At 66.1% G+C, this 16,623-nt stretch carries 12 protein-coding genes; 5 read left to right on the top strand and 7 right to left on the bottom strand.

Annotated features, from left to right (window positions below; all coding sequences use genetic code 11):
- Positions 1-18: 18 nt before the first annotated feature.
- From CcI49_RS11610 to CcI49_RS11600, 3 genes are all read right to left on the bottom strand, one after another.
- Positions 19-1,221, bottom strand: a complete 1,203-nt coding sequence (locus CcI49_RS11610) for a thiolase family protein (RefSeq protein ID WP_116437384.1) — start codon at positions 1,219-1,221, stop codon at positions 19-21.
- Positions 1,218-2,117 (bottom strand): thiolase family protein, encoded by a 900-nt coding sequence (locus CcI49_RS11605; protein ID WP_158230755.1) that lies wholly within the window; start codon positions 2,115-2,117, stop codon positions 1,218-1,220. Before CcI49_RS11605 ends, CcI49_RS11610 begins: the two co-directional genes overlap by 4 nt.
- Positions 2,118-2,348: 231 nt before the next feature.
- Positions 2,349-3,890: a class I adenylate-forming enzyme family protein gene (locus CcI49_RS11600; protein WP_076826359.1), complete on the bottom strand. Its 1,542-nt coding sequence runs from the start codon at positions 3,888-3,890 to the stop codon at positions 2,349-2,351.
- 934 nt (positions 3,891-4,824) lie between these two features.
- Here CcI49_RS11600 and CcI49_RS11595 point away from each other — a divergent pair.
- Both CcI49_RS11595 and CcI49_RS11585 read left to right on the top strand, forming a co-directional pair.
- Entirely contained in the window at positions 4,825-5,979 is a 1,155-nt protein-coding gene (locus CcI49_RS11595; protein WP_241840013.1) for an ABC transporter substrate-binding protein, read from the top strand.
- Positions 5,980-6,664: 685 nt separating this feature from the next.
- Positions 6,665-7,828 carry an acyl-CoA dehydrogenase family protein gene (locus tag CcI49_RS11585; RefSeq protein WP_076826351.1) on the top strand — a complete coding sequence of 388 codons (1,164 nt, stop codon included), beginning with the start codon at positions 6,665-6,667 and terminating at the stop codon, positions 7,826-7,828.
- A 194-nt stretch (positions 7,829-8,022) separates the two neighbouring features.
- On the opposite strand, the gene CcI49_RS11580 is transcribed toward CcI49_RS11585, so the two are convergent.
- A complete protein-coding gene (locus CcI49_RS11580) occupies positions 8,023-9,495 on the bottom strand; it encodes an MDR family MFS transporter (protein ID WP_076826349.1) in 1,473 nt (490 codons plus the stop codon).
- Positions 9,496-9,593: 98 nt separating this feature from the next.
- On the opposite strand from CcI49_RS11580, the gene CcI49_RS11575 reads away from it, so the two are divergent.
- On the top strand, positions 9,594-10,184 hold the full coding sequence (locus CcI49_RS11575; RefSeq protein ID WP_076826448.1) for a TetR/AcrR family transcriptional regulator: 591 nt from the start codon (positions 9,594-9,596) through the stop codon (positions 10,182-10,184).
- A gap of 47 nt (positions 10,185-10,231) precedes the next feature.
- Here the strand turns inward: CcI49_RS11575 and CcI49_RS11570 are convergent, their stop codons facing one another.
- Genes CcI49_RS11570 through CcI49_RS11560 form a run of 3 tightly spaced genes read right to left on the bottom strand, consistent with a single transcriptional unit; the run spans position 10,232 to position 13,295 of the window.
- Positions 10,232-11,062 (bottom strand): enoyl-CoA hydratase-related protein, encoded by an 831-nt coding sequence (locus CcI49_RS11570; RefSeq protein WP_076826347.1) that lies wholly within the window; start codon positions 11,060-11,062, stop codon positions 10,232-10,234.
- A complete protein-coding gene (locus tag CcI49_RS11565) occupies positions 11,059-11,961 on the bottom strand; it encodes a fumarylacetoacetate hydrolase family protein (protein ID WP_076826345.1) in 903 nt (300 codons plus the stop codon). Before CcI49_RS11565 ends, CcI49_RS11570 begins: the two co-directional genes overlap by 4 nt.
- Before the next feature lie 32 nt (positions 11,962-11,993).
- On the bottom strand, positions 11,994-13,295 hold the full coding sequence (locus CcI49_RS11560; protein WP_083749445.1) for a CaiB/BaiF CoA-transferase family protein: 1,302 nt from the start codon (positions 13,293-13,295) through the stop codon (positions 11,994-11,996).
- Between the two features lie 180 nt (positions 13,296-13,475).
- Here CcI49_RS11560 and CcI49_RS11555 point away from each other — a divergent pair, with 180 nt between their 5' ends.
- Both CcI49_RS11555 and CcI49_RS11550 read left to right on the top strand, forming a co-directional pair.
- Positions 13,476-14,729 (top strand): DUF3500 domain-containing protein, encoded by a 1,254-nt coding sequence (locus CcI49_RS11555; RefSeq protein ID WP_076826343.1) that lies wholly within the window; start codon positions 13,476-13,478, stop codon positions 14,727-14,729.
- 749 nt (positions 14,730-15,478) lie between these two features.
- Positions 15,479-16,519 (top strand): ABC transporter substrate-binding protein, encoded by a 1,041-nt coding sequence (locus CcI49_RS11550; protein WP_076826341.1) that lies wholly within the window; start codon positions 15,479-15,481, stop codon positions 16,517-16,519.
- Positions 16,520-16,623 lie beyond the last annotated feature (104 nt).

Genomic DNA, 16,623 nt, shown 5'->3' with positions numbered 1-16,623 from the left:
CCTCGCTATTTGTGGCGATCATCGAAGGTCGTCGCCGAAGACGGTGAAATTTGCAAACTGTGCCATCCCGCCGAGTGCGGAGGAAATGGAACGGTGAACTCCGGAAACCTGTAGATCGCCTGCGGTGCCCATTACCTGGTTGGCCGCCTCAATGGCCCTGATCAGCCCGGTGACCCCGATCGGATTGCTGCACAGGGTACCGCCGGACGGGTTGACCGCGACTGCTCCGCCGTGCATGTCCCACATACCGTCGGCATCAAGGAGTGCGGCCTTGCCCTTCTCGCAGAATCCAAGCTGCTCGAGTTGCGCGTACCCGAGCAGGGTGTACGGGTCGTAAAACTCTGCGACTTGGATCTGGTGAAGAGGGTCGGTGATGCCGGCACGCCGCAGGGCTTCGGCCCCGGCCGGGCCTGCGACGCCGAGCTCGCCGCAGTCGGAAAACGCGGTCGGCACCATCCTGTCGCCCAGCCAGTAGGTGTCCGATCGACTGCCGATCCCGTTTATGAACGCCGGTCTCGACTGGAAGGCCTCGATGATCTCCGCGTTCCCGATGACCATCGCGGCGCTTGCTGACGAGCGCGGGCAGATGTCGTAGAGCTTCAGCGGATAGGCGATCATCGGTGACGCCATGACGTCGGCCACGGTGATGTGACCCTTGAGATGCGCGTTCGCATTTGCTGTGGCATTTCCTCGCTGCCGGACTGCGGCCCGCGCTAGATCCTCCTGTGTGATCCCGTACTTGGCCATGTATCTGCTGCACATCAGGCCGACTGTAGTATTGGTCGACAGCGGCATATCGCGTTCGTAGAACACGTCGAACGTGAGGTTGAGGATTTCCTGAGCGTCAGGCGTCTCATCGAGGCGTTCGGCGCCGACGATGAGGACCGATCGGTACATTCCTGAGCGCACGAGTGAATATCCGGCGTGGACTGCCGATCCACCTGTCGATCCGCCGGTGTGGACGCGGAAGAACGGCTTGCCGGCGCTGAAGACGTGATCGATCGACCAGCGATCCGCGTCGGCCACACCCATGAAGAACGTCGGCGCCATGGAGAAGACAACGGCGTCGATGTCATCCGGTCGCATGCCGGCGGCCCTCAGCGCACCGGCTGCGGCCTGCTGTGCCTGCTCGACGTAGGTGACCTCGGGGTGCCGTGACCTGGCCGGCGTCTGGAAGGTTGAGATCACTCCCACTGGAACCTCTTGGGCGACCGTGGTCACAGCTCACCAACCCCGTCCATGATCACGAAAACGTTTCCTTGCTGGGCAAAACCGTGACAGCTGTGGGCGACGGCCCGACGGGCATCCGGCACCTGGACAGCACCGGCCCGCTGGCTTACCTGTAGTACCGCCTCGACCGCGTTGACCAGACCGGTCGCTGTCGCCGGATTCTGCGCGTACACACCCCCTGAAGGAGAGATCACCGCCTGACCGAAGTCGAGGCCGCGGACGTATGCGGCCTCGTGGAACACGGTCGGGCACTCGAGCTCGACGATGTCGGGCGGCCGCGTGGCGCCGGCCATCCGGGTAGCCGCCGCCCATGACGTGCGCGCCGATCCGAGTGCGGCGAGTCGTTCGCGGTCGAGCCGGTAGGAGTCGTTGGCCCAACCGACGCCGGAGATTCGAGCCAGGAGACGATGGCCCCTGTTGCGAGCAACCCATCTGCCGGAGGCGACGACGAGACAGGCGGCGCCGTCGGTGAGAGCTGCGCGATGCGAGCCGCGGATCGGCGTCACGAGGTAGTCGGCGTCCGCCACCTCCTGTGCAGACGGAACGGCTTCGCCCAGGCCGCGCGGATTGCGTTGAGCCCGTCTGTAGCCTGCCCGCACACGATCGGTCAGCTCGGAGGTGCCGATGGCGAATTCCGCGGTGACGGCCTGGGCGAACAACGCGTCGGCGGCCTGGTCGTCCAGCCCGAGGTCACGGGTGAAGAAGGGATCGCTGCGCAGGTTCATCACGGTTGGGAAATCGGTTTTCGACGATTTGCACCAGCTGGCTACGAGTCCGAGGTCGAAGTCGCCGGAGGCATGTCGGGCCGTCGCGAGGCAAAGCGCCGACAGCCCTGCGTCGCTGACTCGGATCTCATCTGTCTGATACGCCCCCGCTGGGGCTGCCATGAGCATGCTCGAGATAGGACGTCCGTCCAGCTCGTCACACGCACCCAGGGTGACGTTGTCGAGGTCGCGACGGCGGACGCCCGCATCGTCGAGGGCGGCTCGAGCGGTGTGGTAGACGAGTTCCTCGAGCCGTACATCGTCACGTCGTGGCGCCGGCGGAGCCATCGCGACACCGAGAACGAATACATCAGGCAAGGCGGAAGTCCTCCCGGAATGCGGACCGATATTGATTCACGTGCCCGCGACGCGCCGATCGTGTCCCTGCCAATGCGGCTCGCGTAGGGACCGACGCATCAGCTTGCCGACTGGCGAGCGTGGCAGCGGATCGCTCTGGAACTCCACTCGCGACGGCTTCTTGTATGAGCCGAGTCGTTCCGCGACCAGATCCTTGATGTCCGTCGCATTAACCGTCGCGTGCTGGGCGACGTTGCACACGGCCATCGGGGTCTCGCCCCAGACCGCGTGCGGAATACCAAATACCGCGACCTCGAGCACTTCCGGATGGCTCGCGATGACGTTCTCGATCTCGCCTGGATAGATATTGAAGCCGCCGGAGACGATCATATCATTCTTGCGGTCAAGAAGGTAGAGATATCCATTGGCGTCGATCCGCCCGATGTCGCCGACGGAGATCCAGCCGTCCCTGATGCGCTGGGTCGTCTCCTCGGGAGCGTTGTAGAACTCGGTGGCGGAGGTGTCACTGCGTACCCAGATCTCGCCTTCGCCACCTTCGGAAATCGGGTTGCCGCCGTCGTCGCGTATCTCGAGTTCGGCCCACGGAAAGATCCGGCCCGCCGCGCGGAGCGGCGTCGAGCCGGACACGTCTGCGAACCATTCACGGGGGCCCATTCCTGCTGTCGGACAGGCCTCGGTTCCTCCGTAGAGTTGCCAGAGACGGGTGTCTCCGAAAACCGCCCGTGCTCGGCGGATCGTCTCCTCCGAGATGGGGGCCGCGCCGACGAACAGGACCTTGAGCGCGGAGAATTCCCTGCGTTCCACACCTGGAACCCGTGTGAGACGGCTGAGCAGCGTCGGCGGCACGAACGCATAGGCGATGCCTTCGCGCTCGAGTACGTCGACTACGTGCTCCGGGGTGGTGTCGTTGGGAATCACCTGTGTCCCGCCTGCGGCCCAGACCGGGAGCAGGGTATATCCCGATGCGTGGGAGATCGGCCCGACATGCAGGATGGGATCCCCCGCGCTGGGGGCGGGGAAGAGATAGAACCAGTCGCGGGCGCCACGCCACCATCGCTCGTGCGTGAACGCGACCGCCCTGGGCAGTCCGGTGGTCCCGCCGGTGTGCCGGATCACGAACAGGTCGTCCGGGTGCACCACCGGGTTGGGGTCGATCGGCGACTGCTCGGAGAGCCAGGCCTCATAGCTGTCATCGTGGATGATGACCTGTTCAAGCGTAGGGACAGCCTCGAGCACGCCGTCGAGTTCATGTGCGTGTGCCGCGTGGACGATCACCGCCCGGGCTCCGGTGTTCGTCAACATCTGGACATGACTCTCGACCCGATTCCGCAGATACAGCGGTACCCGGCATAAGTTGGCCGCCGCGGCACCGAGATACATGTCGATCGCGGCGATGCTGTTGTTCTCGAGGACCGCTACCTTGTCTCGCTCCTTGATCCCCTGTGCTGCCAACCCGTTGGCCAGCCGGATCGCTCGGTCCCAGGCTTGGCCAAAAGTGATCCGCTGTTCGCCTTCAACGATCGCAACACGGTGCTCGTTGTGCCAGACACTACGTCGTAAGACGGTCCGAACGTCCATGGAAGTCACCCATCACTCGTCGGTGAGTCTGGCCAGAAGGTTAACCGCTGTTCGCATAGACGGGAAGAGCTTCGGTAGGAGACGGGCTGCGCCCCTGCGGTCGAGTCGCTGGTCCGCGGCGGACTGATGATCGGGGAGAGAGCAGTTTCGGCGGAGCCGCCGGCGATCCGCTGGTGGCATGGCTGACCCGTACCGCATGCATGGCGCGCCGAGCAGCGGACCGGAGTACGAGCGCGGTGAGCTCGGCGGTTGCGGCGAGCCGGGAGTGCGGCGTGGACTACTCCCGTCGACACGGCGTCCACCCGACTCCAGCGGTCCTGATCGATTCTGCGACCAGCGACTTCCAGGTCCGCTCCCCTGGGGCGCAGCCTCCGCCCGACCGGACGCCGCTGTCCCGATATCCGGGACGCGCGTATCACCGATCTGCTCACGAGGCCTCTAATTTGTCGAGGAGGCAAGCGGAGCGATCAAGGTGGGAGGCGGTTGCTTGAGCACGGCGCCAAGGGCTCACGGGGGACGAAAGGTGGAGCCACGAATGGGGCCGGTGACGCTGTGAACTCCGGGCCCTGGATCTGCGTGTGGTTTCTGCCTCTCTCCGTGATCGACCGCGGGCGGCGTGCCCCAGCTGATTGAGATTCCGCTGTGGAGAAATGTGGATGGCTGGCCGGAGCGTTGGCGTCGCGCCGGTCCGGAGTTTTTGTCCGTGCCAATTATTCTTGCCGGTGCCTCCTCGGGTGAGCTTTAGTCTGTCGGGGTGGCCGACATCAGGGGGGTTGTTTCAGTGGCAGGGTCTGATGGAAGTTTCTTATTCGGTGCGTCGCCTCCTTTGCGGGTAGTCGCGACGGTGATCAGTGCGGCGACGCTGGCGCTGAGTCTCACGAACTGCCGGAGCAACGAAGAGGAGAGTAATTCCTGCCCGCTTCGGGTGCCCGGAGTGACGTCGACGGAGATCGCTATCGGTGCGGTCCTCAGTGACACCGGGGTAGTCGCTGGACCTACAGAGGGATTCCGGGCCGGAATCGATGCGCGTCTGGCGCTCCAGAACAAGGATGAAGGTGGCGTATATGGTCGCCAGATTTCCTATGAATGGCTGGACGACGGTTCCAAGCTGAACCTCAACAGGGTCGCGAGCGAAAAATTTGTGAACGACGGCAAGGTCTTTGGATTGATTGAACCGCCGATCACCTCCAGTGATTCGATTCCCCTGCTCAGCCAGAAGGGAATACCGGTCACCGGCCTCGGGGGCACCCCCTACTGGAGTGACGCAAGTAACATGTTCTCATGGTACTACGTCGGCAATGGTTCTTCCACGACCTGGGGTGAGTACATACGTAGCATGGGAGGTACCCGTCTCGCGCTGATCACCTCGTCGTTGAAGACCGCCCTTGCGGGCGTCAACCGCCAGTTGCTCGCGAGTCTAAAGGCGAGTGGAGTCGAGATCGTGAAAATAATTGATCTCGACAATTCTCTCCACAATTACCGCGCGCTCGCAGAGCAGATCAAGGCGGCCGACGTCGATGCGATTGCAGGGGTGTTGCTGCCTGAGGTGGCAACGCAGCTGCTGCCGGAGTTGAGGCAGATTGGTATTGGACTCGGCGGGAATCTGAAGGTCGTGCTTTCGGCGGCAGGCTACGATTTAGACCAGCTCGGCTCGGGTGCACAGGCCCTTGTTGGCGTGTCGCTTGCGACCGGGTTCAAGCCGTTCGAGCTGAACACGCCGGGACAAGTACGATTCTCGAAGGCGATGGTCGACTATTCTCCGGAAGTCCGGTCCACAGCAGAGGACAGTGCGATCTACGGTTGGCTYGCCGCTGATCTTTTCATCCGAGGCCTCGAGGTCGCCGGTCCCTGTCCGACTCGGCAGTCGTTTATCACGAATCTACGCCGCGTGACTGACTATGACGGCGCCGGGCTGACCCCGGACGATCGGATCAACCTCTCGACCAACTACCGCGAGACATCCACCTGCCACCAGTTCGTTCAGATTAGTCCCGACGCCTCTCGATTCGCACCAATGAACGAAGGCAGGCCTTACTGCGGTACCGCGATCAGCCCGCAGCAGACAGACATGCTGGTTGGGACGTCGTGAGCTCCGCGGATTCCACGGCGGAAGAGTCGAGGAGAGGCCGAAGTCGGAACGTCCGCACCTTTGCCAGCTGATCGACCAGGCGTCTGGCGCTTTCTTTGAAGGCGCCGGAGTCATCGGGCTGGATCAGACCGGTGTGGACAGTGTCGTCGTCGCCCAGCCGGTCGTGGGCGAGGCGATGTCGGCCGGCCTGGCCGCTGCCCTCGACGGCGGCGGCCCGGGCGCGGGCGAACGGCGGGCGCACCCAATCCAGCCGGCTTACCGAGGGCGGAGGTACCGCCTGTGAGTTCGCCTCCCTTCCAGCGGGAGTCGGACGTGCGGCAGGTGTGGCAGGTTACAAACGGGAAGACTCGACGGAGTTTTCACCGGATGCTAGCCTGCGAATCGAATGTTAGCGATGACTAACCGGATTTGCGTTGTGTGAGCGTTCACTGAAACTCCAGGTCGGAGGGTCAGGTGGGCGCTGGTCACGACGCGCTCGGGATGCTTTTTGTGTTCGACGGATGGCTGGTCGGAGTCGTGCGGTCCTGACCGCATCGTTTGTGTGGTGTTCGTAAAGTACGGTCTCTCGCCGGAAAAACGCTGAGTCGAGCCCGGCGAGAGGAGCGAGCGGCTTCCATGAATACCACTGCCAGTGCCGTCTGGTGCGCAAGGGCCCGCGGGACGAGAGCAGGGAAGAAGGCCAACGGTGGAGACCAGTTTCGACCTGTACCAGCTGCCGGACGAGCACCTCGCGCTGCGCGCGGCGGTCCGTGACCTCGCTGACAAAGAGATCGCTCCGTACGCGGCCGACGTGGACGAGGAGGAGAGATTCCCGCGGGAAGCCTGGCAGGCCCTGACGAAGGCCGGTTTCGCGGCCGTGCACATTCCGACCGAGTACGGCGGCCAAGGGGCCGACGCGGTCGCGGCGTGCATCGTGATCGAGGAGGTCGCCCGCGTCTGTGCGTCCAGCTCGCTGATTCCCACGGTGAACAAACTCGGCACCACCCCGATCATGTTGTCGGGCTCGGAGGAGCTGAAGAGGCAGGTCCTGCCGTCCATCGGAGCCGGCGAGGTGAGTGCCTCCTACGCGCTCTCGGAACGGGAGGCCGGTTCTGACACCGCATCGATGCGGGCCAGAGCCAGCCGCGACGGTTCCGATTGGATTCTCAACGGCACCAAGTGCTGGATCACGAATGCCGGTGTCTCGACCTGGTACACCGTCATGGTGGTCACCGACCCGGACGCCGCCCGCAAGGTCGACGGCATCTCGGCCTTCGTCGTGCACAAGGACGACCCCGGCTTCGAGGTCGGTTCGAAGGAGCGCAAGCTCGGTATCAAGGGGTCCCCTACTCGGGAGATCCATTTCGTCAACTGCACGATCCCCGGTGATCGGATCATCGGCGAGCCCGGCACGGGTCTGCGCACCGCGCTGCGCACCCTCGACCACACCCGGCCGACCGTCGGCGCGCAGGCCGTCGGCATCGCGCAGGGCGCGCTGGACGCGGCGATCGGCTATGTGAAGGAACGCCGCCAGTTTGGCCGCCCGATCGCGGACAACCAGGGAGTTCAGTTCATGATCGCAGATATGGCGATGAAGATCGAGGCCGCCCGCCAGATGGTCTACGTGGCCGCCGCCCGCACCGAGCGCGGCGAGCCGAACCTCGGGTTTATCACCGCCGCGGCCAAGTGCTACGCCTCCGATGTCGCCATGGAGGTCACCACCGACGCCGTCCAGCTCTTCGGCGGCGCCGGCTACACCCGGGACTTCCCGGTCGAACGAATGATGCGCGACGCGAAGATCACCCAGATCTACGAAGGCACCAACCAGATCCAGCGCGTGGTCATGTCCCGTCAACTTCTCAAAGGCTGATCAGGTGGTACACCGCGAACGGGCGGCGGATGGGCCCGGAGAGCCCGCCGTTGGAGCCCGTCAGCTGGGCTGAGATCCGATCGACTGGCACCGTCGGCTCCACCGCTGATGAGGGACGTCGCGTTGCCGAGCGCTCATCGGCGGGCTGTCGAGGCGAATGACGAGACACTCTGCGTTTCGCGTTGCCGAGCCCTCTACAGCGCAAGGGAGGCCTCGGCCTCTCTCCCGGCTGGGACGGGGCCCGCGGTGGCGCGTGCCGGGAGCAGGAGGCAGAGCGGGACGGCGGCGGCGGTGAAGGCGACGGTCCACCAGAAGGTGTCGGCATAGGCGCTGGCGAGAGCGCCGGCGGTGTGGGCGCCGCTGGCGGTGTGCTGGAGGATCATGGCGAGCACGGCCGTGCCCATGGAGCCTCCGATCTGCTGGGCGACGCGGGTGATGATGCTCGCGTGAGGGATCTCCTCGTGACCGAGGCCGACGTAGGCTGCGCCGGTGAGCGGGATGGTGGCCAGACCCATGCCCGCGCCGCGGATGAGGAGCGCGGCCATGAGCAGGATGTTGCTGGTGTCAGCGGTGACGAACGCGAAGGGCACCGTGGCGACGGCGACGGCCGCGAAGCCGGTGAGGGCGACCCAGCGGGGCCCGAAGCGGTCGGTGTATCTGCCGGCGATGCCACGGGAGAGCAAGGTTCCGACGCCTTGTGGGATGAGCAGGAGCCCGGCCCCGAGGGCGTCCTCACCGCGGACCTGCTGCCAGTAGAGGGGAAGCAGGAGCATCGCCCCGTAGAGGGTCGCGCCGGTCAGGAATCCCAGTGCGGATGAGGACGCGAGGGCTCGGTGGCGGAACAGGCGCACGTTGACGACAGCGGCGCCGGCGCGGGGGRGAGCCCAGGCGATGAAGGCCGCGACCAGGACGAGCCCGGCGAGCAGTGGCACCAGGACCTCGGCGCTGGCGAACCCGCCTGCCTMGGTCACCTGGGAGAGGCCGTAGATGACGGCGGCGACACCGGGGGAGAGCAGGAGCAGCCCGACGGCGTCGAGGCGGGTGCGGCTGCCGGGGGCGGGCCGGTCGTCGGGGAGGTTGCGCAGGGCGAGCCAGCCTCCGACGACGCAGAACGGGACGTTGACGAGGAACAGCCAGCGCCAGTCGGCGAGATGCAGGATCACTCCGCCGAGGACCGGGCCGAGGATCGGGCCCAGCGTGGCCGGAAGAGTGATCGTGGCCATGACCTTGCCGATGTTCTGGCCCCGCACGGCCTGCATGATCAAAGTGATCATGAGTGGCATCATCACGCCGCCACCGATGCCTTGGACCACGCGGAAGGCGATGAGGCTCGGTGCGTCCCAGGCGAGCGCGCACAGGATCGAGCCGGCGAGGAACACGCCGAGGGCCGCGATCCACAGCCGCTTGCCGCCGATCGCGGACTGGGCCCAGCCCGCGATCGGAATGGTGACGAACATCGCGAGCAGGTAGCCGGTGCTGACCCACTGGATGCTGGAGATCGAGGCGTGGAGCTCGCGGCCGAGGTCGTTGAGCGCGACGCTGACGATGGTGGTGTCGAAAACGACGGCCAGTGCGCCGACGATGATGGTGAACGCCATCCGCCACACGGCGGGGTCGATGTCCGCGGTCGCGGTCGCGGCCGGGGTCTCGGTCTGGCCAGTACTCACAGGCAGCCACCTAAGATACAGAGGTGTTTCCTAGCGACTTCGAGGATAGGTCGCATCTATAAGACACACAACTGTGTCTAGTGGGAGTGGGGGAAGTCATGACCGAGCGGCGACGCGGTGCGGCCCTCGAGGCCGCTCTGCTCGAGGCGGCCTGGGACGAACTGGCGGAGAACGGCTACGCCAGCTTCACGATGGACCGCGTCGTCCAGCGCGCGGGCACCAGCCGTCCGGTGCTCTACCGCCGCTGGCCCGACCGACGTGCTCTGATCCGAGCTGCGATCGTCCACATCACCAGGCGCAACCACATCGAGACGCCCGACACCGGCAGCCTGCGCGGCGACATCCTGGCCGTCATGCGCGAGGCCAACGCCACCCGCCTCCAGCTGGCCACGGCCATGAGCGTTCACCTCGCCGGGTACTACCAGGAGACGGGCACCAGCCCCGCCGACCTGCGTGACGCCATCACAGCCGGCCGGGAGGGATCAACCGAGGTGATGTTCACCCGCGCCGTAGCTCGCGGCGAGATCGAACCCGACCGGCTCACCGACCGGATCAAATCGCTGCCCTTCGCGCTCCTGCGCCATGAGTTCCTCATGACGCTCGCTCCGGTGCCTGACGAGACCCTCGAGGAGATCGTCGACACGATCTTCCTGCCGCTGGTGCGCCGCGGCGCACCAACCGAGGTCTGAGGCCCGAGACACGGGCAGTCGGACGGTGCCGGGATCCTACGACCGGTTCACTCGCCGGTGAACCGGGGCTGGCGCTTCTCCAGGAAGGCGAGCGCGCCCTCGCGCAGGTCCCGAGACGACGGGCAGCGGGCGATGGCCTCGGTGGCCAGCCCCCGGGCCGCGGACTGATTATCCTGCCCGGTGCCCTGACCGCGCACAGCCCGGATGGACGTCTTGGAAGCGCGTACCGACAGCGGGGCGTTCGCGGCGATCATGGCGGCCACCTCGTCCACGACCGGTCCGAGATCGTGCGGTTCCACGACCCGGTCGACCAGCCGAATCGCCAGGGCCTCACGGGCCGTCAGGCGTCGTCCGGTGAACAGCATGTCCCCGGCGGCCGCCGGGCCCACCGTCTCAACGAGGGCGGCAGTCTGATCGAGTGGGTAGCCGACCCCCAGCCGAGCAGCGGGGATACCCAGGACGCTCTCGGTGTCCGCGAAGCGGAGGTCGGCGCCGAGCGCCAGCGCCATGCCCGCCCCCAGGCAATAGCCATGAATACGGGCGATGATCGGCATCGGTAGCGCCGAGAGCTGGGCGAACAACCTGCTCGCCGCCGCGTCCACGATCGAGAAGGCTCCTTCCTCAGGCCCGGTCGCACCGTGCGCCGGGCGGCGAAACTCGCCGATGTCGGCGCCGGACGCGAACGCCTGGGTACCGGCGCCACGCAGGACGACGACCCGTACTGACGGATCGTCACCCAGCGCGCCCAGGGTCCGCGCGAGGTCGGCCATGAGCGCCGCTGACAGCGCGTTGCGCCGGGCCGGATTGCTGAACTCGACGGTGGCGACGGCGTCCCGGATCTGTGTCCGCACCTCCGCCGGCGTCTGCGTGGCCGTCATCGCGACTTCTCATCGACGAAGCGGTTCCGCAGCGAGCCGACGCCCTCGATACGGACCTCGAACTCGTCGCCATGGCGCAGCAGGACCTTGGGGTCGCGCACGAAGCCGACGCCCGAGGGGGTTCCGGTGAGGATGAGGTCACCGGGTTCCAGAGTCATCACAGTGGTGATGTAGCTGATCAGCTCGGGGATGCCGAAAAGGAGACTGGACGTGCGGTCGTCCTGCATGACCTGGCCGTCGAGCAGACCAGTGATCGCGAGGTCAGGACGGCTTCCGCCGAGCTGAACGGCGGGCACGACGACGGGGCCGAGTGGCGTCAGGCCGTCCCACGCCTTGCCCGCGGTGCGCTGGGCGGTGTGGAACTGGAAGTCGCGTACGGACCCGTCGTTGGCCGCGGTGTATCCGAAGATGACGCTGCCGGCTCCCTCCGCCGGCACCCGCCGTGCGCGGGCGCCGATGACGACGGCGAGTTCGCTCTCGTAGTCGACCTGGTCCGACTCCGGCGGCAGCGGTACCTCGCCGAAGGGCGCGGCCAGGCAGGTGTGCCACTTCGCGAACAGATCCGGGTAGGCGGGGCCGTCCTGTCGGCCTCCTTCACGCACGTGGTCGAGGTAGTTCTGGCCGATGCAGATGATCTTTCCGGGTCGACCGACGGGGCTGAGGATCCTGTCGCGGGCGGCGTCAACGCACGCGCCGGCGAGGATTGTCGCCGGATCGCCCGAAGCGGCCTCGATCAGCGCGGGTAGATCATCGAAGGTCTGCCCGCCGACCAGGGCGAGGTGTGCCTGAGGATCGCCGTCTCGCCACAGCACGGCCACGGGACCCGCGGCGGTGAGAACGCGGGTGAGGCCGAGGCCGTCGGTCCAGACGGGTGACGTTGGCTGCGTGGTGCTGTCCACTGCTGGGCTCTCCTGGGGTGCGTGGCGGTGGCTCATGTGGGGCTGTTCGTGGCGTGCGGCTTCAGCCCGCTCCGCTGGGGCTCGTCATCACGGCTGCAGGCGCCGACGACGCCGCGCTCGATCAACGTGGAGATCCGTTCACCGTCGTATCCGAGCCCGGAAAGCACCGACAAGGTGTCCTGCCCGAGCGCGGGAGCTCGGCCACGGGCACGTGGCGCTCCGTCGGAGACGATCGGCGTGTTCACCACGGTCGGCTGGCCGAAGCGGTGCTCGTCATGCTCGAAGAGGCCACGCACGGCGAACTGTTCGTCCGTGAGAATCTCGCCGATGCGGTTGACCGGGCCGCAGGGGACACCGGCGGCGCGCAAGGTGTCGATCCAGTGGTCGCGGGTGGCGGTGGCGAAGCGCCCCTGGAGGATGTCGGCCAGGGGCGCACGGTGGACGAAGCGTTCGTACTCGGTCGCGAAGCGGGGATCGTCGGACAGGTCGATGCCGAGCACGCCGCAGAGGGCCAGCCAGGCGCGGTCGACCGCACCGATGACCAACGTCGCGCCGTCCGAGCACGAAAAGGCCTCGTAGGGTGCGGCCAGGCGGTGAGCTGTGCCCAGCGGAGCGGGTTCGACTCCGGTGGCGACGAAGTCGGCGACCTCCCACAGCGACCACGCCGCCACCGAGTCCGCCAGAGCGACGTCGATGTACGCGCCGCCGCCGCCGGCTCGCGCCCGCAGCAGCGCGGCCAGCACGCCGATGGCCCCCCACATGCCGGTGCCCACATCGGACACGGGGAATCCCGCCTTCGCCAGCTGTCCGTCCGCGGACCCGGTGACTGACATCATGCCGCTGTACGCCTGCGCGATCAGGTCGATGCCCTTCGCGTCCCGCATGGGTCCGTACTGACCGAAGCCCGAGATCGAGCAGTAGACCAGGTCCGGGCACTGGGGCCGGAGATCCTCGTAACCGAGGCCCAGCCGGGCCATCGCGCCCGCCCGGAAGTTCTCCACCAGAATGTCGCTGCGCTGAGCCAGCTGACGCATGATCGTGGCACCCTCCTGGGACTTCATGTCCACAGCGAGGCTTTTCTTGTCACGGTGGACAAGGTCGAACGGGATCGGTCTGCGCTCAGGCCCCAACCGGCGCCCGCGCAGGTTGTCCCCCGTCACGGGCTCGATCTTGAGGACGTCGGCGCCGAGATCGGACAGGATCGTCGTGCAGTAGGGGCCGGCCAGCGCCCCCGTGACGTCGAGCACCCGCACCCCCTGCAGGAACGGCGTGCCGCGCTGGGCGGGAGGTGCGGTCGCGGACTGTGGAGTCGTGTCCTGCGTAGGTGCTGGCATACTCTCCTCCGGCCGGTAGGTGGTCCGTATTACGGACCGATGGACCGTAATGGGGACCGGTGGCAAAGTAAGGCGGGCGTCCCAGGAGCGTCAAGCGATCGGTGTCCGATGCACCGTTTCCAGAGCGGCCGGGCGCCGCGAGCCGACGCGGTCTCGTGCCTACGGAATTCAGGAGGCGGCATGGCCGGTGACTTCCGCGATCACCTGTACTCTCCAGAACACCCTCGGCTGAGTGACTTCCGCCAGTGCGACCCGTACACCTACGTCGACGCGCTGCGGCGGGTGCCGCCCTTCGACGAGGTACTCGAGGCGTGGACGAACCTGTTCGAGTCCACCCGGTTCCGCGGCATCACCGCCGACGGCGACCTCACACCGGGGCTGTTCACCGCGGGTGGCGACGAGCGGGCACCGACCGCGCAGGCGGTGCGAGCCGCGAGCGTCTTTCTGGAAGCCCTCAGTCCGGACGAACGCGAGCGTGTGCAGCATCCGCTCGACAGCCGGGTGTGGCGCGCGTGGATGAATCCGGAGATCTACCTCAACCGCTTCGGGGTCAGGCTGGAGGAGACACGCGAGGAGGTACGCGAGTATGCCCTCGAACTCGTCGCCGCGTGCCTGAGCCCCACCGGCTACCGCAAGGTGCGCGATCTCATGGCCGTCAACGGCTTCCTCGGTGAGCTCGTCGAACTCCCCGCGCTACTCAACGAGAACAGCTACAACATCAATGTTTTCGGTACTCCGTCGGCGGAGGAGCCCTGGGGCTGGAACCTGTGGGGACATCACCTCGCCGTCAGCTGCCTCCTGATCGGTGGCCAGCAGGTTCTCACGCCGGTCTTCTTCGGAGCCGAGCCGAACGCGGTCGACGCCGGGGAACACGCCGGCCTGACCCTCTTCGACGAACAGGAGCACGCGGGACTCGCCTTCGCGCGGAGCCTCACCGGCAGCCAGGCCGAGCGGGCGGTCCTTTACCACCGGAAGCGCGACCCCGAGATGCCCCCTGGGCGGCTCCACCCCGGGGACGAGCTGCACCTCGGCGGCGCGTTCCAGGACAACCGCGTCATCCCGTACGAAGGCCTGCGCACGACCGAGCTGACCCCTGAGCAGTGCGAGGCGTTGGTCGACCTGACGGAGCTCTTCCTCGACTACCAGCCCGAAGGCGTCCGGCAGGCGCGTGTGGCCGACATCCGCCGCCACCTCGACGAGACGTACTTCTGCTGGATCGGCGGGCGGGGCGACCAGGACCCCTTCTACTTCCGTGTGCAGAGCCCGGTGATCCTCATCGAGTTCGACCACCATGCGGGCATGTTCCTGGCCAACCCGGAACCGGAGAAGTTCCACATCCACACGCTGGTGCGTACTCCGAACGGCAATGACTACGGGGTGGAGCTCGTGCGTCAGGTCACCGGCGCGCCGCATCGGCTCGACGGACCAGCCTGATCCGGCCGTGAGCGATGCCCGGCCGACCGCCTCGGTCGGTCCCGCGGTCGTCTCGTAACTCGGCAGGCGCCGAGCGTGTCGCCGAAGGTCATGTCCAGATCGCCGGCGGGTGAGTCCGGGAAGCCGTAGCTCGCCGACCGCGCCAGGAGCAGGGCGGACGTCGACCGAACGGGTCGCACGTCGGGTCGCGGACGACCCGGGCGTTCACGGTGAAAGGTGTACCGGAAAGCGGGATTCGCATTGCCGCGCGGGCTGATCTCCTCGGTATCCTTCTCGCGAAGGTCGTATAGACGGGCGAACTCCCTCCGAATTGGCGCTGTCGCGGGATCCGGGAACTTTCCTGTTGAGCACCAGGCGTCGACGATCGGCCTGCTGCGACCCTTCTCTGTCGACTGGCCACGGACCCTGGTCGCCGATCCAGATGACGAAATTCAACCAGAATCTCGGGGGAGCTTCGGTCGTGGTGTTCCCGGACACGTGGACTGCCTCTGAGTGCGCCCTGGGTGTTTATCCCGGACGGAGGACCTGGACCACCAATGACATTTTGTCGAAAGTTCTGTAGTGGGCTGTCCGCGGTTCTGATACCGGTGTTGCTGGCCACCTGCGGGGGCGGGAGTGCTGACGATGGTGGCTCCGCGGAGGCGGGTTCGAACGCCAGCGGATCTCCAGTCTCCATCGGGGTCATCGGCGCATACTCGGGATTCGCGGCCTCGACGGCCGGTGGGGGAGCCAGGGCGACTGACGCCTAGGTGAAGTCGCTCAACGCATCCGGCGGTCTCGGCGGTCACCCGGTAAAACTGATCGTCAAGGACGTCGGCAGTTCGACGACCGGTGGTGGGATCACAGCGGCCAAGGAGCTGATAAACCAGGACCACGTTCTGGCGATCATCGACCACGATCTCCAGGACTCGAAATGGGTCAAGATAGCTGAGGCGGCGAAGGTTCCCGTGATCGCCGGCACTCCCGGCCAGGGAGCGCTCATCTCGCCGAACACCTTCCCGGTCATTCCTTCGACGATAGCGCTGGGCTATGGAACCTTCGGCTCGGCGAAGCAGCTCGGATCGACCTTCGGATTCGTGTATGCCAGTGAGTTGGCGGCTACTTTCTCCATCGACACCTACAAGGCATTTGCAAAAGCAGCCGGCGTGTCGATGCCGGTCGCCCTGGCTGTCTCCGCCACGTCGCCGGAATACACCGCGGTGTGCCAGCAGCTGATCGACGCCGATGTCGATTCCTATGAGGTTGGAGGGGCCTCGGCGATGATTGAGAAGATTGCCCGCCAATGTCATCAACAGGGGCTGAAGGCGCCGCAGGTCCTTCTCGGGGCCAGTTTCATCAAGAGCTGGTTGACTGACCCGGCCTTCAATAATTCCATTGTCGAGGACATTGGACCGGGCGCGTACGACTCGGACCTTCCGGGGCAGAAGGCCTACCGGGCGGCCCTCGAGCAGTACGAGAAAGATTTCGTCGGACAGGTCACCGACAACGCCTTCGCCCAGAGTGGCTGGACGGCGGGGAAAATGATCGAGGTCGGCGTCGGAAAGATCACCGGAGATCTGACCCCGGTCAAGCTGCAGAGCGCGCTCTACACGATCAAGGGGGAGACGCTTGGCGGCCTGGTCCAGCCCACCACCTACACCGCCGGGCAGATCACGACAAATTCCTGCTGGTTCAACTGGAAGATTCTTGACGGGAAGTCGGTCCCTGTCAACGACTCGAAGCCCTTGTGCGCACCCGCTGAGGTGATCAAGCCTGTGATCGAACGGGTCGCGAAGGCGCTCGGCGGCTGAGGCCGGAATAGGGCTCGATCGCCCGCACAATGGCGAAAAGAACTGTGGCCAGAATGTCGGGTGACATTCTGGCCACAGTCATTGTGTGCGACCTTGACCTGGCA

Source organism: Frankia sp. CcI49 (assembly GCF_001983215.1).
Lineage (GTDB): Bacteria > Actinomycetota > Actinomycetes > Frankiales > Frankiaceae > Parafrankia > Parafrankia irregularis.
The sequence above is the reverse complement of the archived record's forward strand: the minus strand, read 5'-3'. Positions and strand labels throughout refer to the sequence as shown.